This window comes from Bradyrhizobium sp. JYMT SZCCT0428, from assembly GCF_018131075.1.
Lineage (GTDB): Bacteria > Pseudomonadota > Alphaproteobacteria > Rhizobiales > Xanthobacteraceae > Bradyrhizobium.
The window spans coordinates 1-19,474 of record NZ_JAFCLS010000085.1 but is presented as its reverse complement, the minus strand read 5'-3'; the positions used below and the strand labels follow the sequence as shown (position 1 = coordinate 19,474).

At 63.3% G+C, this 19,474-nt stretch carries 16 protein-coding genes; 9 read left to right on the top strand and 7 right to left on the bottom strand.

Annotation, left to right across the window (positions count from 1 at the left end):
- Positions 1-416: 416 nt before the first annotated feature.
- Complete coding sequence (locus JQ575_RS41445) at positions 417-878, bottom strand: Lrp/AsnC family transcriptional regulator (RefSeq protein WP_192734786.1); 462 nt, start codon at positions 876-878, stop codon at positions 417-419.
- A 136-nt stretch (positions 879-1,014) separates the two neighbouring features.
- On the opposite strand from JQ575_RS41445, the gene JQ575_RS41440 reads away from it, so the two are divergent.
- The 3 genes from JQ575_RS41440 to bla all read left to right on the top strand — a co-directional run bounded on the left by JQ575_RS41440 (position 1,015) and on the right by bla (position 6,157).
- On the top strand, positions 1,015-3,381 hold the full coding sequence (locus tag JQ575_RS41440; protein WP_212038924.1) for a transketolase: 2,367 nt from the start codon (positions 1,015-1,017) through the stop codon (positions 3,379-3,381).
- A 307-nt stretch (positions 3,382-3,688) separates the two neighbouring features.
- Positions 3,689-5,119, top strand: a complete 1,431-nt coding sequence (locus JQ575_RS41435) for an aldehyde dehydrogenase family protein (RefSeq protein WP_212038923.1) — start codon at positions 3,689-3,691, stop codon at positions 5,117-5,119.
- 147 nt (positions 5,120-5,266) lie between these two features.
- Positions 5,267-6,157, top strand: coding sequence for a subclass B3 metallo-beta-lactamase (gene bla / locus JQ575_RS41430; RefSeq protein WP_212038922.1), 891 nt, complete (start codon positions 5,267-5,269; stop codon positions 6,155-6,157).
- Positions 6,158-6,185: 28 nt separating this feature from the next.
- On the opposite strand, the gene JQ575_RS41425 is transcribed toward bla, so the two are convergent.
- Positions 6,186-7,151 (bottom strand): SMP-30/gluconolactonase/LRE family protein, encoded by a 966-nt coding sequence (locus JQ575_RS41425; RefSeq protein ID WP_212038921.1) that lies wholly within the window; start codon positions 7,149-7,151, stop codon positions 6,186-6,188.
- A gap of 95 nt (positions 7,152-7,246) precedes the next feature.
- Here JQ575_RS41425 and JQ575_RS41420 point away from each other — a divergent pair, with 95 nt between their 5' ends.
- Positions 7,247-8,065, top strand: coding sequence for an NAD(P)-dependent oxidoreductase (locus JQ575_RS41420; protein WP_212038920.1), 819 nt, complete (start codon positions 7,247-7,249; stop codon positions 8,063-8,065).
- Between the two features lie 53 nt (positions 8,066-8,118).
- On the opposite strand, the gene JQ575_RS41415 is transcribed toward JQ575_RS41420, so the two are convergent.
- Positions 8,119-8,811 carry a GntR family transcriptional regulator gene (locus tag JQ575_RS41415; protein WP_212038919.1) on the bottom strand — a complete coding sequence of 231 codons (693 nt, stop codon included), beginning with the start codon at positions 8,809-8,811 and terminating at the stop codon, positions 8,119-8,121.
- Positions 8,808-9,815, bottom strand: coding sequence for a Gfo/Idh/MocA family protein (locus JQ575_RS41410; protein WP_212038918.1), 1,008 nt, complete (start codon positions 9,813-9,815; stop codon positions 8,808-8,810). The genes JQ575_RS41415 and JQ575_RS41410 overlap by 4 nt, the downstream gene beginning before the upstream one ends.
- 170 nt (positions 9,816-9,985) lie before the next feature.
- Here JQ575_RS41410 and JQ575_RS41405 point away from each other — a divergent pair, with 170 nt between their 5' ends.
- On the top strand, positions 9,986-11,695 hold the full coding sequence (locus JQ575_RS41405) for an IlvD/Edd family dehydratase (RefSeq protein WP_212038917.1): 1,710 nt from the start codon (positions 9,986-9,988) through the stop codon (positions 11,693-11,695).
- A gap of 46 nt (positions 11,696-11,741) precedes the next feature.
- On the opposite strand, the gene JQ575_RS41400 is transcribed toward JQ575_RS41405, so the two are convergent.
- Entirely contained in the window at positions 11,742-12,545 is an 804-nt protein-coding gene (locus JQ575_RS41400) for an enoyl-CoA hydratase/isomerase family protein (protein WP_212038916.1), read from the bottom strand.
- Positions 12,546-12,814: 269 nt separating this feature from the next.
- Here JQ575_RS41400 and JQ575_RS41395 point away from each other — a divergent pair, with 269 nt between their 5' ends.
- Together JQ575_RS41395 and JQ575_RS41390 are read left to right on the top strand one after the other, a co-directional pair.
- Positions 12,815-14,065 carry an NAD(P)/FAD-dependent oxidoreductase gene (locus JQ575_RS41395; RefSeq protein ID WP_212038915.1) on the top strand — a complete coding sequence of 417 codons (1,251 nt, stop codon included), beginning with the start codon at positions 12,815-12,817 and terminating at the stop codon, positions 14,063-14,065.
- A gap of 103 nt (positions 14,066-14,168) precedes the next feature.
- The gene (locus JQ575_RS41390) at positions 14,169-15,155 is read left to right on the top strand and encodes a sialic acid TRAP transporter substrate-binding protein SiaP (protein ID WP_212038914.1); all 987 of its coding nucleotides are present in this window, start codon (positions 14,169-14,171) and stop codon (positions 15,153-15,155) included.
- A 44-nt stretch (positions 15,156-15,199) separates the two neighbouring features.
- On the opposite strand, the gene JQ575_RS41385 is transcribed toward JQ575_RS41390, so the two are convergent.
- Positions 15,200-16,108 (bottom strand): ribokinase, encoded by a 909-nt coding sequence (locus JQ575_RS41385; RefSeq protein WP_212038913.1) that lies wholly within the window; start codon positions 16,106-16,108, stop codon positions 15,200-15,202.
- A 22-nt stretch (positions 16,109-16,130) separates the two neighbouring features.
- Positions 16,131-17,024 carry a sugar kinase gene (locus JQ575_RS41380; RefSeq protein ID WP_212038912.1) on the bottom strand — a complete coding sequence of 298 codons (894 nt, stop codon included), beginning with the start codon at positions 17,022-17,024 and terminating at the stop codon, positions 16,131-16,133.
- 232 nt (positions 17,025-17,256) lie between these two features.
- On the opposite strand from JQ575_RS41380, the gene JQ575_RS41375 reads away from it, so the two are divergent.
- Together JQ575_RS41375 and JQ575_RS41370 are read left to right on the top strand one after the other, a co-directional pair.
- A complete protein-coding gene (locus tag JQ575_RS41375; RefSeq protein WP_212038911.1) occupies positions 17,257-18,120 on the top strand; it encodes a VOC family protein in 864 nt (287 codons plus the stop codon).
- 135 nt (positions 18,121-18,255) lie between these two features.
- A complete protein-coding gene (locus tag JQ575_RS41370) occupies positions 18,256-18,963 on the top strand; it encodes a TetR/AcrR family transcriptional regulator (protein ID WP_212038910.1) in 708 nt (235 codons plus the stop codon).
- Positions 18,964-19,474 lie beyond the last annotated feature (511 nt).

Genomic DNA, 19,474 nt, shown 5'->3' with positions numbered 1-19,474 from the left:
AAACGGCAGCGACGGAGTCAACCAAGAACTCGTCTCCGGGGAGATCACGGCATAAGCCGTAAAGCCATTGCGCAGGGGAGGCCGGGTGTTCACCGCTGCCCTGTATGCTCGTGTGCAACCTTTTTAGTGCAAACCGCACACGAGACCGCGGGTGCAGCGCGCACCCGGTCTTCCCTGCGCCCTCTTATGAGAGGGCAAGGAATTTCTGGCAAACCTCGGGCGCATGGCGTCGCGAGAATGCGAAACTGCGTTTAGACCACAGTGCAACAACAAACACCGCCGTCGTCCCGGGCTTGACCCGGGACCCATAACCACAGGAAGAAGTTTTGCGAACGGTCTCTGTTACCGAGCTTCATCGAGAGATCACGCGGTATGGGTCCCGGCCTTCGCCGGGACGACGAGAGATAAATCATTCGTCACACTGGCAGCGCGATCGAATACTTCACCTGGCTCAGCGCAAAGCTCGACTCGATCGACGCAATCCCATCCAGCCGGGTCAGCTTGTTTTTCAAGAACGCCTCGTAGGACGACAGGTCAGCGGCGACGACGCGCAACAGGTAATCGCGATTGCCCGTCATCAAATAGCATTCCAGTACCTCGTCCCATTTCGAGATCGCCTTGGCAAACCGGTTGAGATCCTCCTCCTTCTGCCGCGCCAGCTTGATCGAGATGAAAACGCTGACATGCAGGCCGAGCGATTTCTGGTCGACGGTGGCGATATAGCGGGTGATGACGCCGCGCTCTTCGAGCAATTTCACCCGGCGGTGGCAGGGCGACACCGAGAGTCCGACCTTCTCGGAGAGCTCCTGCATGGTCATGCGGCTGTCGGATTGCAGCAGGCTGAGGATCTTGCGGTCGATGGCGTCGAGGGCGTGCATTGGAATGAACTCTGGGTAATGGGGTTCGGATTGGGATTTTATCCTAATTCTGGCCGGTATGTCGCGTAAATTTGAGATTTCTGGAAGCCTGATGCCCGGTAAAATTCGACCCTGACCCCGAGTCCGGAGCACCGCCATGCCCATCGAGCCCGCACGCCTGGAATTATTGTCCGCGCTGGCACGCAAGGTGCTCTGGCTGTCGTCGTGGACCATCCACCACGCCAATCACATCCGCGCCAACGCCGACGGCCTGAAGGTCGGCGGCCATCAGGCTTCGTCGGCCTCGCTCGCCAACATCATGTCGGCGCTGTATTTCTCGGTGCTGCGGCCGCAGGACCGCGTCGCGGTGAAGCCGCATGCGAGCCCGGTGTTCCACGCCATCCAGTATCTGTTCGGGCATCAGACCCGCGAGAAGCTGGAAAATTTCCGCGGCTTCAAGGGCGCGCAATCCTATCCGTCGCGCACCAAGGACGCCGACGACGTCGATTTCTCGACGGGGTCAGTCGGGCTTGGCGTGGCGCAAACCCTGTTCTCCTCGCTGGTGCAGGATTACGTCACATCGCATGGCTGGATGAAAGATCGTCCCGAGGGGCGCATGATCGCGCTGGTCGGCGACGCCGAAATGGACGAGGGCAATATCTTCGAGGCGTTGCTCGAGGGCTGGAAGCACGGGCTGCGCAACACCTGGTGGGTGGTCGACTATAATCGCCAGAGCCTGGACGCCGTGGTGCGCGAAGGACTCTGGGAAAAATTCGAATCCATGTTCCGCAATTTCGGTTGGGACGTCAGGATCGTCAAATACGGCACGCTGATGCAGGCGGCGTTCGCCGAACCCGGCGGCGAGGCGCTGCGGCGCTGGATCGATAATTGCCCGAACCAGATGTATGCCGCGCTGTGCTTCCAGGGCGGTGCCGCGTTCCGCAAGCATCTGCAGGACGACATCGGCGATCAGGGACAGGTCACCCAACTGATCGACCGGCGCAGTGACGAGGAACTGCTGGCGCTGATGTCCAATTTGGGCGGACACGACATGACCAGCATGATCGATGCCTTCGAGTCGATCGACCATGATCGGCCGGTCTGCTTCATCGCCTACACCATCAAGGGCGTCGGCCTGCCGATGCAGGGCCACAAGGACAACCATGCGGGATTGATGACGGTCGCGCAGATGGAAAAATGGCGTGCGGCGCAGAACATTCGTCCAGGCCACGAATGGGAAAAGTTCGAAGGGTTGTCGCAGGACCCGGCTGATCTCGAAGCCTTCCTCACCGAAGCGCCGTTCAACGCCGAGGGCCGCCGGCGCCTGACCGCGCCCGTGATCGAGGTGCCCGAGCGGCTCGCCTTCAAGCCGGCGGCGCAGATGTCGACGCAACAGGGCTTTGGCCTCGTGCTGAATGAACTGGCGCGCGGCGACACCGAACTGGCCTCGCGCATCGTCACCACGTCGCCTGACGTGACGGTGTCGACCAATCTCGGCGCCTGGGTCAACCGGCGCGGCCTGTTCGCCAAGGCTGAAAACCACGATCTGTTCCGGCAGGAGAAAATCCCCTCGACCTTCAACTGGGATTTCTCGCCTAAGGGCCAGCACCTCGAGCTCGGCATCGCCGAGATGAACCTGTTCATCATGCTTTCGGCGCTCGGTCTGTCGCACCAGATCAACGGCGAGCGGCTGCTGCCGATCGGCACGCTGTACGATCCCTTCATCCAGCGCGGCCTCGATGCGATGAATTACGCCTGCTACCAGGACGCGCGCTTCATGGTGGCGGCGACGCCGTCGGGCATCACGCTGGCGCCGGAAGGCGGCGCGCACCAGTCGATCGCAACGCCGCTGATCGGCATCGCGCAGGATGGTCTTGCTTCATTCGAGCCGGCCTTTGTCGATGAACTCTCCGTGATCATGGGCTGGGGTTTTCAGCACATGCAGCGCGACGCGGGTGAGGGTGGATCGGTCTATCTGCGGCTGTCGACCCGGACCATCGACCAGCCGCAGCGGATCATGACGCCGGACCTGCAGCGCGAGATCACCGACGGCGCCTATTGGCTGCGCAAGCCGGGCGCGAATTGCGACGTCGTGATCGCCTATACCGGCGCGGTTGCGCCCGAGGCGATCGAGGCGGTCGGCTTCATCGGCGAGAGCCACCGGGACGTGGGATTGCTGGCGGTGACCTCGGCGGACCGCCTGCATTCAGGCTGGACCGCGGCGCGAAAACTGCGCCGCGACCGCCGCGGCGTTCAGCATCTCAGCCATATCGAACAATTGCTGGCGCCGCTGCCACGCGACTGCGGCATTGTCAGCGTGATCGACGGTCATCCGGCGGCGCTGGGCTGGCTCGGCAGCGTGCGCGGCCACCGGGTGGAGGCGCTGGGCGTCGAGCAGTTCGGCCAGACCGGCACGATTCTCGACCTCTACCGCCACCACGGCATGGACGCCAACGCCATCATCGATGCGGCCGAAAGCCTCACGGTGGGGGCGCCGGTGCGGCATCGGAAGATGGCGGTGTGAGAGGAAGCAGCGGTATTTGTCGTCCCTGCGAACGCAGGGACCCATAACCACAGGGAGAAGTTGTTCAGCCGGTATCTACCCCCATGCCCCAAGATTGGCCGCGGCGTATGGGTCCCTGCGTTCGCAGGGACGACGGTGAGAGGGGGGCACCTTGCCACCGCCACACCACTGACCTTATATCCGGTGCCCGCCGCAACGCGGCATCCCGCATATGGCGGGTTCAATTGCCGGGATTTTCGTGCAAGGATGCCTGCCGAACGCCCCCGTTCCCTTAATCCTTCCGCCCTGTGAAATAACGAGGTTTCCGATGGTCAACCGTATGCAATTCTACATCGACGGCGCCTGGGTCGATCCCGCCGTCAAGAAGTCCACGCCCGTCGTCAATCCGGCGACCGAAGAGGCGATGTATGAGGTTGCGCTCGGCTCGAAGGCCGATCTCGACAAGGCCGTCGCTGCCGCCAAGCGCGCCTTCGTGACCTTCTCGCAGACCAGCCGCGAGGAGCGTGTCGCGCTCCTGGAAAAGATCATCGAGATCTACAAGGGCCGCATGAAGGATATCGGCGCTGCCGTATCCGACGAAATGGGCGCGCCGCTGCCGATGGCAGAGCGGCTGCAGGCCGGCGCCGGCCTCGGCCATATCGCCTCCACGCTGGAAGTGCTGAAGAACTATCATTTCGAGGAAAACATCGGCACTGCCACGGTGCTGCGTGAGCCCGTCGGCGTCATCGGCATGATCACGCCGTGGAACTGGCCGCTGAACCAGATCGCCTGCAAGGTCGCGCCCGCGCTTGCCGCCGGCTGCACCATGATCCTGAAGCCGTCGGAATTCACGCCGACTTCGGCCTTGATCTTCGCGGAAATCCTCCATGAAGCCGGCGTGCCGAAGGGCGTGTTCAACCTCGTCAACGGCCTCGGCCCCGAGGTGGGTGCTGCGATGAGCGAGCATCCGGATATCGACATGATCTCGTTCACCGGCTCGACCCGCGCCGGCGTCGATGTCGCCAAGCGCGCCGCGCCGACCGTGAAGCGTGTCAGCCAGGAACTCGGCGGCAAGTCGCCGAACGTGATCCTGGAAGGCGCCGACCTCACCAAGGCCGTCACCGGTGGCGTCATGCACATGTTCAACAACTCCGGACAGTCGTGCAACGCGCCGTCGCGGATGATCGTGCCGCTGTCGAAGATGAAGGAAGTCGCCGCTATCGCCAAGGCGGTCGCCGACAAGACCAAGGCCGGAGATCCCCGCGCCGACGGCACCACGATCGGTCCCGTGGTGTCCCGCATTCAGTGGGACAAGATCCAGGCGCTGATCAAGAAGGGCATCGACGAGGGTGCAACGCTGGTCGCCGGCGGTCCGGGTCTCCCCGAGGGCGTCAACAAGGGCTTCTACGTGCGTCCGACCATCTTCGCCGACGTCACCAACGACATGACCATCGCCCGCGAGGAAATCTTCGGGCCGGTGCTCACGATCCTCGGCGCCAAGGACGAAGCCGAGGCGGTCAAGATCGCCAACGACACGCCGTATGGTCTGGCCGGTTACGTCACCGGTGACAGCGTGGAAAGCGCGCGCCGCGTCGGCAAGCAGATCCGCGCCGGCAACGTCAACCTGCAGGGCGTTCCGAACGATCGCACCGCGCCGTTCGGCGGCTACAAGCAGTCCGGCAACGGCCGCGAGTGGGGCAAGTACGGTCTGGAAGAATATCTCGAAGTGAAGGCGGTCGCCGGCTACAACGCCGCGTGATCTGATGCGGCGCTGCTAACGCCGTCTATTCAAAACAATGCCGGCTGCCCCAAAGCAGCCGGCATTGTCGTTAGAGTGCATGGTCGAGGCTTGCATCAACGCGCGGCCGCAATGACGCGAAGAAAAAAACAAAAAGGGAGATCGGATATGAGGAAACTGGCCATTGCGCTTGTCGCGCTGATTCCGTTGACCGGCGCAGCACAGGCGCAGAGCCTCAAGGATCTGCTCGCGACGCTGCTGGTGAAATGGAACGAGCCGACGGAGCCGTTCAAGATGATCGGCAATGTCTATTATGTCGGCACCAACGGCCTGTCATCCTATCTGATCACGTCGCCGCAGGGTCATATCCTGGTCGATACGGTCATGCCGGATGCGACCTCGCAGATCAAAGGCAACATCGAAAAACTCGGCTTCAAGGTCACCGACATCAAATACCTGCTCAACACCCACGCCCATATCGATCACACCGGCGGTCTCGCCGAAATGAAGCAGGCCAGCGGCGCCCAGCTTGTCGCCGGTGAAGCCGACAAGCCGCTGCTCGAAGGCGGTTACTATCCGGGAGCGCGGGAGGAAACCGTGCTGAATTTCCCGCCGGTCAAAGTGGACCGCACCGTGCGCGAGGGCGACACGATTACGTTGGGCGACGTGAAGATCACCGCGCGCGAAACGCCCGGCCATTCGCCGGGCTGCACGAGCTGGGAATTTTCCGTGAAGGACGGCGATGCCACCCGCTCGGTCCTGATCTTCTGCAGCGGCACCGTGGCGCTGAACCGCCTCGTGACCAACCCGACCTATCCCGGAATCGTCGCCGATTACCGCAAGACCTTCGCGCGGGCCAAGGACATGAAGGTGGATGTCCTGCTCGCGCCGCATCCGGAAATGTACAAGATGCAGGAGAAGCGCGCCAAACTGGCTGACGGCGCGCCCAATCCGTTCGTCAATCCCGGCGAGTTCAACGCCTATGCCGCGACGCTGGAAAAGGCGTTCGAGGAGGGACTGGCCAAGCAGACCGCCGCCGCGCAGGAAAAGAAGGGTTGAATCCGGCGCGGCGAGGGGATGGCGTAGACTATCCCCCGAGCGCGCCTTGCGTGTTCACATACAGCGCGTAGATCGACTGGCTCGCGGCCATGAACAGCCGGTTGCGCTTCAGGCCGCCGAAACAGAGATTGGCGCAGCGTTCGGGCAGGGCGATGCGGCCGATCATCACGCCATCGGGCGCGAACACGACAACGCCGTCGAGTTCGGGATCGCCCATGCCCCAGCCGCACCACAGATTGCCGTCGATGTCGGAACGCATGCCGTCGGGCGTGCCGGGACCGGCATCGACGAACACGCGCTTGTCGGAAAGCCTGTCGCCGCCGGGCGAGACGTCGTAAGCGAGGATCTTGCGGGTCGGCACGCCCCGGGATTCGATGACGTAGAGAATCTTCTCATCCGGCGAAAAGCAAAGCCCGTTCGGTCCCAGAATGCCTTCGGCGACGATGGTGGCCTTCCCGGTGGCGCCGTCGATCCGGTAGACATTCATGTCGAGTTCGGGCTCGGCCTTGTAGCCCTCGTAATTGCCGAGCAGCCCGAAGATCGGATCGGTGAACCAGATCGAACCGTCCGACTTGACCACGACGTCGTTCGGCGAATTCAGCCGCTTGCCGCCAAAGGAATCCGTCAGCACCGTGATCGATCCGTCATATTCGGTTCTGACGACACGCCGGCCGCCGTGCTCGCAGCTGATCAGGCGGCCCTGGCGGTCGCGGGTATGGCCGTTGGCGAAATTCGACGGCTTGCGGTAGTGGCTGACCGCGCCGGTCTCCTCTTCCCACTTGATGATGCGGTTGTTGGGAATGTCGCTGCAGAGCAGATAGCGCCCGTCGCCGAACCACACCGGCCCCTCGGCCCAGCGCATGCCGGTGGCCAGCCGTTCCACCGCCGACAGCTTGAGCCAGTATTTCTCGAACCGCGGATCGAGCGCGTGGATCGCCGGATCGGGATAATAGGTCGCCGGCTGCCAGCCGGCGCGGGGTGTTGCCTCGGACATTTGCTGTTCTCGTTGCTGTTGCGTTTCCTCGCAGAATGTTTTGCTATCATTGTCAGCCAGCGACCGCAAATCGGTCGCAACGAAGAGGGAAGAAAATGCCACGCATATTGATGACCGGCGCTGCCGGTGGAATCGGCACCAGCCTGCGCAAACTGTTGCCGCCGATCTATCCGGATCTGCTGTTGAGCGATCTCGCGAAGCCTGCCGATCTCGGTGCAAACGAGAAATTCAAGGCGGCTGATCTGGCCGATCCCGCGCAGGTCGAGGCGATCTGCGAGGGTGTCGACGGCATCTTGCACTTCGGCGGCTATTCGGTCGAGGGGCCGTGGGAACAGATCCTGCAGTCCAACATCATCGGCTGCTACAATCTGTTCGAGGCGGCGCGCAAGAAGGGCGTCAAGCGGGTGGTGTTCGCTTCATCCAACCATGCGGTCGGCTTCTACCCGCGCCACCACCGGATCGGCACCGATGTCACCCCGCGCCCCGACAGCCGTTATGGCGTCAGCAAGGTATTTGGTGAGGCGGTCGGGTCGCTCTATGCGGACAAGCACGGGCTCGGGGTGACGTGTCTGCGCATCGGCAATTTCGGCGAAATGCCGCTGGACCATCGCCGGCTCGCGATCTGGCTGAAGCCGGAAGACCTGGTGCAGCTTTGCCGGATCGGGCTCGACCACCCCGACATCCATTTCGAGATCTTCTACGGCGCATCGTACAACGAGCGCGCGTGGTGGGATAATCACCGCGCCTACGAGCTCGGCTATCGCCCGACCGGCCGCGGCGAAGATCATCGCGAGCATGCGATGGCCGAGCAGGCCAAGCTCAAGCCCGATCCGGTCAGCGATTTCTACCAGGGCGGCACGTTCTGCGGCATGGAGTTCGATGGCGACAAGAGCAGGATCGTGGACTGGAAGTGACGCCTCTCACGTCATGCCGGGTTCGCGCTTCGCGCGCCCCGGAATGACAGCTGCTATCTCGCGCCCTCATCCCCTGCGATGCGCTCGAGATAATCCGACTTGCTGAACTGCATGTGGTCGACGCAAAGCTGCGCCAGCGCCCAATTGTCGCGGCCTTTCAGCAGTTCGATCATGAATTCGTGCTGGCGCCGCGACAGCGCCAGCCCCTCTTTGTCGGCCAGATTCTTGGCGCGCATCGGCAGTGTCAGGTTCATGTAGTCCTGCAGCGAACGCACCAGATAGGGATTGCCGCAGGCGGAGAATAGCGCGACGTGAAAGGCATCGTTGGCTTCGTGAATGCCGCGCAGATCCTGAGCGTCGGCCTTGGCGCAATATTGCCGCTGCAATTCGCTCAGTTGCTCGATCAGGCTTGCGGGTGCGGGCAGCGCGATCATCAATGCTGCCTGCCGCGTCAGCATTTCCCGGACCTCGTAGATCTGCCGCACTTCCTCGGCCGAATAGAACCGCACGGTGGCGCCGATGTTCTTCTCGCGCAGCACGATGCCCTGGCGCTCGAGCTGAAACAGGCCCTGGCGCACGAAATGCCGGCTGGCGCGGTAGCGCGTCATCAGCGTGTCTTCGACCAGCCTCGAACCCGGGGCGAAGCGGCCGAAGATGATGTCCTCTTCCAGCCGGCGGATCACTTCCGCCTGCTCTTCCTCGCGCGTCAGCGCGGAAATCTCGGTCAATGCTTCCTGCGGCTTCATTGCAAAGCCTCCCAGCCTGACAGCCGATAACAATCCTCGACCAGCCGCAACGTCTCGAGATTATCCTGCGGCGCGGTCTCGAACGGCGTATTGTCGCGCAGCGATTGCACGAAGTGCGCAATCGTCCGGTTGTACGACCCCTGATATTCGGTGGCGAGATCGTAGACCTTTTCCTGGGGCGCAGCACCCGAGCAGATGAGTTGCGGCCCGTCGAGCTTGATGGCGCCCTTGTCACCGAGAATTTCCAGCCGGTCGACCTGGGTCGCCGGATGCCCGTGCGCGGCAAAGCTTGCAAACACCGTGACGCCGGCGCCGTTGTCAGCCTGGAGCTGGATCACCGCGCCGTCTTCGCCGACGAGCTGTTCGCTCGTGCGCGAAAGCGCAGCCGCCGTCACGCGCAGCGGCCCGAGCAGCATCCGCAGCGTGTCGAGGTGATGGATCAGGACTTCCGCGACCAGCATGCGCTTCTCGCGCCGCATGAAGGGCTGTCGCTCCAGCGCCGGACAAAGCCCGTCGGGTCCCGGCAGCACACCCGACGTCATCAGCGTCAGCTGCGCCTGCTTGACGTTGCCGATGCGGCCCTCGCGCAGCCAGGCCACGGCGTCGCGATAATATCCGCGAAAGCGCCAGTTCTCGTGCACCATCAGCCGCGTCAGGTCGCGGACCTCGGCAGCGAGGTCGGCCGCTTGCTGCAGGTTCGGCGCCAGCGGCTTCTGGCAAAGCACCGGCAGGTGCTTAGCTGCCGCGAGCCGGACCAGCGGCGCGTGCATCTCGCGTGGCGCCGCGATGTCGATGGCGTCAAGATCGGTCTCCGCCAGCATCGCTTCGGCGCTGGCGTAGGTTCTGGGTATCTCGAATTCGGTTGCACGGCGTGCGGCGTTGTCGGCCGAGGGATCGGCGACCGCAACAACGCGCGCCTGATCTGCTATGCTGGCCCAAGCGATCAGATGGTGGCGGCTCACCATGCCGGCGCCGACAAGGCCAATGCGGAACGGCTTGTTCATGGATGCTCGCTTCCGATCATCGCCGGAAGTCAGCACGCACGGATGCCATTGTCAATAATAGCGCATGATTGGTGGACGAATAGCGCAAATTTCGGCGCCGAATATCAAAATATTGACAATAATTGCTCAGACTCCTTTAGTGCGAGCCTGCAGCGATAGGGAAGAACAAGATGGCTGATGACGGACTTCGCAAGGGACTGGCAAGTTATGGCGATGCTGGCTTCTCGCTGTTCCTGCGCAAGGCCTTCATCAAGGCGATGGGCTATTCCGACGACGCGCTCAACCGGCCGATCGTCGGCATCACCAACACCTACAGCGACTACAATCCCTGCCATGGCAATGTGCCGCAGATTATCGAAGCGGTGAAGCGCGGCGTGATGCTGACCGGCGCGATGCCGATGGTGTTCCCGACCATCTCAATCGCCGAAAGTTTTTCGCATCCGACCTCGATGTATCTGCGCAATCTGATGGCGATGGATACCGAGGAGATGATCCGCGCCCAGCCGATGGACGCCATTGTCGTGATCGGCGGTTGCGACAAGACCCTGCCGGCGCAAATCATGGCCGCGGTCAGTGCGGATCTGCCGACCGTCGTCATTCCCGTAGGGCCCATGGTGGTCGGGCATCACAAGGGCGAAGTGCTGGGCGCCTGCACGGATTGCCGACGGCTGTGGGGAAAATACCGCGCCGGCGAAATCGACGATATTGAGATCGAAGCCGTGAACGGCCGCCTGGCGCCATCGGTGGGCACCTGCATGGTGATGGGCACGGCGTCGACGATGGCGTGCATCACCGAGGCGCTGGGCCTGTCGCTGCCGATGAGCGCGACGATTCCGGCGCCACACGCCGAACGCTTCCGTTCCGCCGAAGCGAGCGGCAAGGTCGCCGCCGCGTTGGCCAAGGCGAAGGGGCCGCGGCCGAGCGAGTTTTTGACCGCGTCGTCGTTCCGGAATGCGCAAGTGGTGCTGCAGGCGATCGGCGGCTCGACCAACGGCCTCATTCATCTGACCGCGATCGCCAACCGCACCAAGCATCGCATCGATCTCGAAGGCTTCGACAAGCTCGGCCGCGAGGTGCCTGTCCTGATCGACCTGAAGCCGTCGGGCGAGCATTATATGGAGCATTTCCATCACGCCGGCGGCCTGCCGAAGCTGATGGCGCAGCTCGGCGACCTCATCGATCTCGATGCCAAAACAATTACCGGCGCGACCCTGCGCGACGTCGTCGCGGGCGCCGAGGAAGTACCGGGGCAGGACGCGATCCGTCCCCGCAGCAATCCGATCAAGCCGGAAGGCGCGATGGCGGTGTTGCACGGCAACCTTGCGCCGCGCGGCGCCGTGATCAAGCATTCGGCGGCGAGCCCCAAGCTCTTGCAACATACCGGCCGTGCGGTCGTGTTCGAGTCCGTTGAAGATATGACGCTGCGGGTCGACGATCCCGCGCTCGACGTCAATGCCGACGACGTGCTGGTGCTGCGCAATGCCGGGCCGAAGGGCGCGCCGGGCATGCCGGAAGCGGGCTATCTGCCGATCCCGAAGAAGCTCGGGCGTGCAGGCGTCAAGGACATGGTGCGGATATCGGACGCGCGCATGAGCGGGACGGCGTTCGGCACCATCGTGCTGCACATCACGCCGGAATCCGCCGTCGGCGGTCCGCTGGCGCTGGTGAGGAACGGCGACATGATCCGGCTCGAAGTCGCCAAACGCAGCATCGATCTGTTGGTCGACAATGCCGAGCTCGAAAAACGCCGCGCCGCGCTGGCGCCGGCAACGACACCCGATTGGGCCAGGCGCGGTTACGCGCATCTGTTCAACGAAACCATCCTGCAGGCCGACGAAGGCTGCGATTTCGATTTCATGCGCGGCGAGGGGAAGGGCTAAGGAGCCCAACGCGTTCGGCTGGTTCGCATGGCGCTGCGGCGGTCGCTTATTTCCCCTTGCTGGTGAACTTCTTCACCGCAACACGGAAATCGTCGGTGTGCATGGCGTCGATGATCTTCGCTTCCTCGGCATCGAGCTGTTGCCTGACCGGCGTCACCGCGGCCTGGTAAACCAGCGACTTGGTGCCGCTGATTGCCGCCGGCGGGTTCTGCGCCAACCGTTCGGCGAATTTTTGCGTCGCCGCCTTCAGCTCCGCGGCCGGAACAACCCGGGCGACCAGGCCCCAATCGTAGGCCTGCTGCGCCGAAAAACTGTCTTCGGCGAGAAACAGCTGCAGCGCGCGGCGGGTGCCGACGGTGCCGACCATGCCGACGGTGCTGCCGCCGTCCGGCGACACGCCGATCTTGGCGTAAGCCGGCGTGAAGCGGGCGTCTTCAGCGGCGATGCAAAGATCGGTCACGAAGGCGAGGCCCATGCCGGCGCCGGCCGCCGAGCCGTGAACGCTCGACAGCACGATCTTCGGCATCCGCCGGATGGTTTCGATAAAGGCGTGGTAGTGCTTCAAGAGTTCGCCGACCACGGGCGCAATGGTGTCGGCGGCTGCGGCCGCACCGATGGTCTGCAGATCGCCGCCGGCGCTGAAGGCGCGGCCTTGGCCCTGGATCACCAGCACTCTTATCGCGTCGTTGCCCTCGACCTCGGCGCCAAGCTGTTCCAGCTTTTTCGCGATCGACAGGTCGATCGAATTGAACGCCGCGGGCCGGTTCAGCGTGATGGTCGCAATCGGACCTTCGATCGTGAGCCGTGCCGGCTCATCGGATGGAGCAGCGGTATGATCTTGTGTCGTCATCGGAAAATCCTCCGGGCGGAACGGACGCCGCGCATTTAAATAGCAGAAGCCTGGGGGAGACAATCCCGGAGGCGGGCCGCTGGATGCGACCTTATCCTCCCTTCCAGGGCAGGGACGCTCTTGCGCGTTGCCAAACCTTGAGGCCTAATGGGGGTGCCCATCGTTCGGGACGCGGACACGAGCGCCGCTCTCACGAGGCGAAAGCCAACATCAGCAGTGAGAGGAGACGACATGGGTAATTCCTGTGCGCCTGCAATTGGGTTGTCCCGATGACGCAAGGATCTGTTGTGCAAGGATCCGTTGTGCAAGGTCCTGTTGTCATCGTCGGCGCCGGCCATGCCGGCTTTCAGGTTGCGGCCTCGCTTCGCCAGCACGGCTTTGCCGAGCGCATCGCGCTTCTGAACGATGAGGGCCATCTGCCATACCAGCGACCGCCTTTGTCCAAGGCCTATCTGAAGGGAACCGGCGGGCCTGACAGCCTGATGTTCCGGAGGGAAAAATTCTTTTCCGACCAGAAGATCGAGCTGATCTCCGATCGGGCGGTGTCGATCGACCGCAGGGCGCATAGACTGTTGCTCGGCTCCGGTTCCTTCCTCGACTACGGCCATCTGGTGCTGGCGACCGGAGCGCGCAACCGCCTGCTCGACATTCCCAACGCCAATCTGGAGGGCGTGCGCTATTTGCGCACCCTCGACGAAAGCGAGGCGTTGCGGCACCGGATCGGATCCGGTCAACGCGTCGTCGTGATTGGGGCCGGTTTCATCGGACTGGAATTCGCGGCGACCGCCCGGGGCAAGGGCCTGGAAGTCGATGTGGTCGAACTCGGCACCCGCGTGATGGCGCGTGCTGTGACCGCTGAAATCTCCGAATTCTTTCAGGCGAGCCACACCGCGGCCGGCATTCGGATTCATCTCGGCGTGCAGGTCACCAGCATCGAAAGCGACGGGGCCAAGGTCACCGGTGTCAGCCTCAGCGACGGCCGGCACATGCCTGCTGATCTCATCGTCGTCGGGGTCGGCGTCCTGCCGAATGTCGAACTGGCGGCCGAAGCCGGCCTGCCGGTGGCTGCCGGCATCATTGTCGACGAACATCTGCTGACGGCCGATCCGGGTATTTCGGCGGTCGGCGATTGCGCGCTCTATGCGAGCCCGCGTTTCGGCGGGTCGCTGCGGCTCGAATCCGTACAGAACGCCACCGACCACGCGCGCTGTGTCGCGGCGCGACTCACCGGCGATGCCAAAGTCTATGACGGGCTGCCGTGGTTCTGGAGCGACCAGGGTCCCCACAAGCTTCAGATCGCGGGTTTGACGACGGGCTATGACCAGGTGGTGGTGCGCGGCGATCGCGGGCAGGGGGCGTTCTCCGCCTTCTGCTACAAGTCCGGGCAACTCGTCGGCATCGAATCCGTCAACCGTGCCGGGGATCACATGTTCGGACGGCGCCTGCTGGCCGCCAACGGCTCGATCGGACCGGAGCAGGCGGCTGATAGCAGCTTCGATCTGAAGAGCGCGCTGACTTAAGTCGGAGGAGCCTTGCCGCCGGTCCACTTGCATCGGCGGACCATTTCGGCAACGCTGCAGCAGGCCCGCCAGAGGCTTCGGTGAGTCAATCGGGGAGGGTAGCATGTCCGTCTGGACACGCTGTCTGATGCTAAGCAGCGCCGTCATCCTTACCATGGTCATGGCCGGCCCGACCTCGGCCCAGACCAAGCTGCGATGGGCGCATGTCTACGAGATCACCGAGCCCTACCACACCGAAGCGCTGTGGGCGGCGAGCGAGATCAGGAGACGCAGCAACGGAAAATTCGATATCGAGGTGTTCCCGGCTTCCCGGCTCGGCAACGAGAATCAGCTCAATGAGGGGCTCGGGCTCGGCACCGTCGATATCGTCTATGTCGGCATCAACTTCGTCGCGGCAACCTACAAGCCGCTCGGCATCACCGGCGCGCCGTTCATGCTGCGCGATTTCGACCATTGGAAGGCCTACCGTGCCAGCAAGCTGTTTGCCGACCTCGCGAAGGACTATGAAGACAAGACACGGCACAAGATCCTCGCGCTGACCTATTACGGGCAGCGTCACGTCACCGCCAACAAGCCGATCAGCAAGCCCGACGACATGAAGGGCATGAAGCTGCGTGTGCCGCCGGCGCCGCTGGTCCTGATGTTCACCAGATCCGTCGGCGCCAACGCAACGCCGATCGCATTCTCCGACGTTTACAATGCGCTCCGGCAAGGCCTGGTGGACGGTCAGGAGAATCCGCTGCCCACGATCATGGCCAAGAAATTCTACGAGGTGCAGAGTCACATCGTGCTGACCGGCCACATCACGGAATCGATGGTGACGGTGATCGGCAGCCACGTCTGGAACAAGCTGAAGCCGGACGAGCAGAAGCTGTTTGCGGATACGATGAAGGAGGCCGCCGCGAAGGCGACGGAGGCGATTGAGGCGTCCGAACGGGTTTTGGCGACACAGCTCAAGAAGCTCGGCATGACCGTGGTCGAGCCGGATCGCGAGGCATTCCGGCAAGCAGCGGTTCCGCTGCACAACGATGCCGCCGCCGGCGCGGGGTGGACGCGGGCGCAATACGACGAATTGCAGTCGTTGAAGTGACAGGCGCGCTTCGATGCGGCTGACGCGAAGGTTGCGGAGAGTGGTCAGATGATGGCCGCCACTTCCGCGGCAGTCGGCATCGAGGGTGCCGCGCCCATCCGCTGCACGCAGATCGATGCCGCGGCATTGGCATAGGCGAGGGCGTCGCGGATGGCTTTTCCATCCGCCAAACGCGCCGCGAGCGCTCCGACAAGGCAATCGCCGGCGCCGGTAGTATCCACCGCCTTCACCTTGCGGCCGGGGATAACCGACGGCTGACCATCGATCATCGCAAGCACGCCGCGGCTGCCCAGTGTCACGCAGACGATCTGATCACGGTTTGACGGCAGCAACCGGACCGCTTCAATGAAGCTGTTGTCATCATCGGTATCGCGAAGCTCGGTGCCGGCGAGAAGCCCAAGCTCGGTCTCGTTGAGAACGAGGATGTCGACGAGATCGAGCAGTTCGCGTCCGAACCTGGTCGCGGGCGCGGGGTTGAGGATCGTGGTCGCACCGGCAGCGCGGGCGCGCTTGAAGAACGCCATGATCGTGGGCAGCGGGATTTCGAACTGGCTGACGGCGATGTCGCCCCTGGCGAGAACAGGCGTGCCGACATCCTCGGCGCTGACAAGCGCATTGGCGCCGGGTACGACGACGATGGTGTTGTCGGCATTGGCGATCGTGATGAGCGCCGTTCCGGTGTGGGCCTCGGCGGTGTCCTTGAGATGCGCGAGGTCAACGCCTTGCGCGGCGAGAAAAGTCCGCAATTGCTGCCCGAAGGCATCCGTTCCCAGCCGGCCGATCAGCGTGGTTGATACACCGAGCTTGGCGGCTGCCACGGCCTGGTTGGCGCCCTTGCCGCCGGGAAAATACAGCACCGCTTTGCCGGCGACGGTCTCGCCAACAAGCGGATGCCGGTCGGCGGTCGCCACCACATCCATGTTGATGCTGCCGGCGACGAAGACGCGCCCCATACTCTAGCTCCGCTTCATCCGGTCACGGGCTTGCCGCAAACGCCATCTTGACCACTTCGATATCCGTCAGCGTCGGCAATCCCGCCTCGTTGCCGAGCCGCTGGATCTTGAAGGTCGACGCGGCGCGTGCAAACTCGAAATGGTCACGCCAGCTTTTGCCGGGGCTGCTCAAATAGGAATAGACGTAGGCGCCATGGAAGACGTCGCCGGCGCCGTTGGTGTCGATCACGCGCTCGCGCGGGATCGGCAGTGCGGGCAGGCTGCGCACCGAACCGGTCTCGTCGTACCACAGCAGGCCCTTTTCGCCGAGCGTGACGCCGCCGACCCGGCAGCCCCGGCTCTTGAGATAATCCAGCATCGTCTCCGGGGTCTTGTCCATCTGTTCGCACAGCCGCTCGGCCACGATGGCAACGTCGATGAATTCCAGGAGCTCATGAGTATTGCTGCGCAGGCCGCCGCCGTCGAGCGAGGTCAGGATGCCGGCTTCGCGACATAGTTTGGCGTAATGGATGGCAGCGTCCGGCTGGTGGCCGTCGATATGCAGCGCGCGGCATCCCTTGATGTTGAGGATGGGGAAGGGATGGATGTGTTCGTCGTCGCGGCAACGCACGATGGCGCGCTTGCCGTCCTTTGGCATGATGAAGGACAGCGAGGAGGCGTTGACCTTGCGCGGATGGATCGAGATTCCGTATTTCGCGCTCATGTCCCAGAACATGCGGCCGAGCCAGTCGTTGGCGACAGTCGCAATCAGGTCCGGCACGATGCCGAGCTTGGCGCAGCAGAACGCCGCCGTGACGGCGTTGCCGCCAAACGACACCGCGTAGGCCGAGGCCACATGCTTTTCATCGCCGGTCGGCATGTGGTCGGTGATGAAGGTGACGTCGATATAGGTCTGTCCGATGAAGAGGGCCTGCATTCGTTTTCCGTCATTGTACTTCAGAGTCTTGGGCTGAAGGGTGGGTCCGGCCCGGCGCGCTACACTAGCACCGCTTGTCGGATGCATTCGCTGAAATTATTCGCAACCGTGCCGTGTTTGCGGCTTGAGAAGGGCATGTCAGGGGACTAGGGATCGTCAGGATGCCGGGCCATAACGGCTGAGCGCTGCCCGGGGTTCCGGACAGTGCGACAAAAGGGGGAGGGCTTTTGCCGTGATTACAGGTCTCGATCATGTAGTCGTACTCACCGGCGATATTTCGGCGGGCGAGGCGGCCTATCAGTCGCTGTTTGGGCGGACGCCGGCCTGGCGCAACAGTGGCGACGGCGCCGAGCGCGTGTTGTTCACGCTCGATAACGCGACGCTGGAATTGATGGCGCCGAGCGGCGACGGCGAGGCGGCGGAGCGCATTCGCGGCGTGCTCGCGGCGCAGGGCGAGGGGCTGGCGAGCCTTTGTTTTCGCACCAACGACATCACGAAATTGCATCGCAGGCTCGACCGGCTGACCCTGAAGCCGGAGCCGGTCGCCGAGGTCGAAAGCCGCGATGCGGTCACGGAGGCGACCTTGTCGTGGAAGCGCACCCGCGCCGCCACCGATGCGACGCGTGGCATCCGGATGTTCTTCCTCGAACTGGCAAAGGAGCGACCACTGTCGGTGCGAACCGGGCCGGCATCGATCACCGCGATGGATCATGTCGTGGTCTCGACGCCGGATCCCGAGCGGGCCGCCGCGCTCTATGGGGCGCGGCTCGGGCTCGACATGGCGCTCGACCGCTCGCATCCGGACTGGGGCCGGCTGATGTTCTTCCGCTGCGGAGACCTCATCGTCGAGGTGACACACCGGCCGGGCAAGCCGGCTGCCGGCACGCAGGAGCAGCACGACCGTCTGCGCGGGTTGTGCTGGCGCGTCGCCGATATCGACGCCACCCATGCGCGGCTGACGGCTGCCGGCGTCGACGTCTCCGAAGTCCGCGCCGGCCGCAAGCCGGGGACGCGGGTGATGACCGTGCGCAACGGCACCTGCGGCGTGCCGACCTTGCTCGTACAGCCCTCGATGAAGCCGGGCGCGCTCGATTGATTCAGCCGTCATTGCGAGCGGAGCGAAGCAATCCATGCCGCCTCGCGGAGACATGGATTGCTTCGTCGCTGACGCTCCTCGCAATGACGGGGATAGCGTGCTAAATCTCGTATATGCGATCATCGAGCGATTGAATTGGCCAAGGCAAAACGTGTTCTGAAATGGCAGCGCGACCCCGAGGGCATGCGGATCCGCATTCTCGAGGCCGCCAAGCAGGAATTTGCCGCCCACGGCCTCGCCGGTGCGCGGGTCGACCGGATCGCGGCCAATGCCGGCGCCAACAAGCGCATGCTGTATTACCACGTCGGCAACAAGGAGGACCTCTACCTCGAGGTGCTCGAAGGCGCCTATGAGCAGATCCGCGCCGAGGAGCGCACCCTCGATCTCGAACATCTCGATCCGCCCAAGGCCATCGAACGGCTGATCGATTTCACCTGGAACTACTTCATCCGCAATCCGGAGTTTTTGGCGCTGCTCAATACGGAAAACCTTGCCAAAGCCCGCCACCTCAAGCGCTCGACCAAGGTCAAATCGATGCACTCGCCGTTCGTCGAGATGATCCGCACCGTGGTCAATCGCGGCGTCGAAAGCGGCGACTTCCGCGTCGCGGTCGATCCGGTCCAGCTCTATATCTCGATCGCCGGCCTGTGCTTCTTCTATCTGTCGAACAGCGCGACGCTGAGCGTGATCTTCGGCCGTGACCTCCTGAAGAAGGAGGCGAGGGACGAACGCCTCGCCCACATGGTAGCATTGGTGCTGGCGGCGCTGACGGGGAAATCCACCGCGGATTTCGGCAAGGTCAAGGCGGCGGGTTTGCGGGCTCCGGCGCATCAGCCTGTGTAAGCGGAGACGGTGTCGTCCCGGCGAACGCCGGGACCCATAATCCCGGTCATCTATTGTTGAAGTAAGTCGTCGCCCAGCGTGCTCAACAACAACCGCTGCGGCGTATGGGTCCCGGATCGCGCTTCGCTTGTCCGGGACGAAGTGGATGGAGATGCTCATCGATCAATGACCAAGGACGCGAATTCGCGATCTCGCGGCGCATTGCGCCCGAGCTTTGCCAGAAACTTCCCGCCCTCTCATTGAGAGGGCGCAGGGAAGACCGGGTGCGCGCTGCACCCGCGGTCCCGTGTGCGGTTTGCAATAAAAAGGCTGCACACGAGCATACAGGGCAGCGGTGAACACCCGGCCTTCCCTGCGCAATGGCTTTACGGCTTATGCCGTGATCTCCCCGGAGACGAGTTCTTGGTTGACTCCGTCGCTGCCGTTTCCGCTTGCGCTTCTCCGACAGCTTGACGCCGGCAACGGGCGCCAGGACCACACGGTTTTGCCGTACGCTTAATCCACGCCGTCG

Bases quoted from the DNA above. Each gene is read 5' to 3' on its own strand.
- JQ575_RS41445 (WP_192734786.1), bottom strand. From the start codon at position 878: ATGCACGCCCTCGACGCCATCGACCGCAAGATCCTCAGCCTGCTGCAA.
- JQ575_RS41440 (WP_212038924.1), top strand. From the start codon at position 1,015: ATGCCCATCGAGCCCGCACGCCTGGAATTATTGTCCGCGCTGGCACGC.
- JQ575_RS41435 (WP_212038923.1), top strand. From the start codon at position 3,689: ATGGTCAACCGTATGCAATTCTACATCGACGGCGCCTGGGTCGATCCC.
- bla (WP_212038922.1), top strand. From the start codon at position 5,267: ATGAGGAAACTGGCCATTGCGCTTGTCGCGCTGATTCCGTTGACCGGC.
- JQ575_RS41425 (WP_212038921.1), bottom strand. From the start codon at position 7,151: ATGTCCGAGGCAACACCCCGCGCCGGCTGGCAGCCGGCGACCTATTAT.
- JQ575_RS41420 (WP_212038920.1), top strand. From the start codon at position 7,247: ATGCCACGCATATTGATGACCGGCGCTGCCGGTGGAATCGGCACCAGC.
- JQ575_RS41415 (WP_212038919.1), bottom strand. From the start codon at position 8,811: ATGAAGCCGCAGGAAGCATTGACCGAGATTTCCGCGCTGACGCGCGAG.
- JQ575_RS41410 (WP_212038918.1), bottom strand. From the start codon at position 9,815: ATGAACAAGCCGTTCCGCATTGGCCTTGTCGGCGCCGGCATGGTGAGC.
- JQ575_RS41405 (WP_212038917.1), top strand. From the start codon at position 9,986: ATGGCTGATGACGGACTTCGCAAGGGACTGGCAAGTTATGGCGATGCT.
- JQ575_RS41400 (WP_212038916.1), bottom strand. From the start codon at position 12,545: ATGACGACACAAGATCATACCGCTGCTCCATCCGATGAGCCGGCACGG.
- JQ575_RS41395 (WP_212038915.1), top strand. From the start codon at position 12,815: ATGACGCAAGGATCTGTTGTGCAAGGATCCGTTGTGCAAGGTCCTGTT.
- JQ575_RS41390 (WP_212038914.1), top strand. From the start codon at position 14,169: ATGTCCGTCTGGACACGCTGTCTGATGCTAAGCAGCGCCGTCATCCTT.
- JQ575_RS41385 (WP_212038913.1), bottom strand. From the start codon at position 16,108: ATGGGGCGCGTCTTCGTCGCCGGCAGCATCAACATGGATGTGGTGGCG.
- JQ575_RS41380 (WP_212038912.1), bottom strand. From the start codon at position 17,024: ATGCAGGCCCTCTTCATCGGACAGACCTATATCGACGTCACCTTCATC.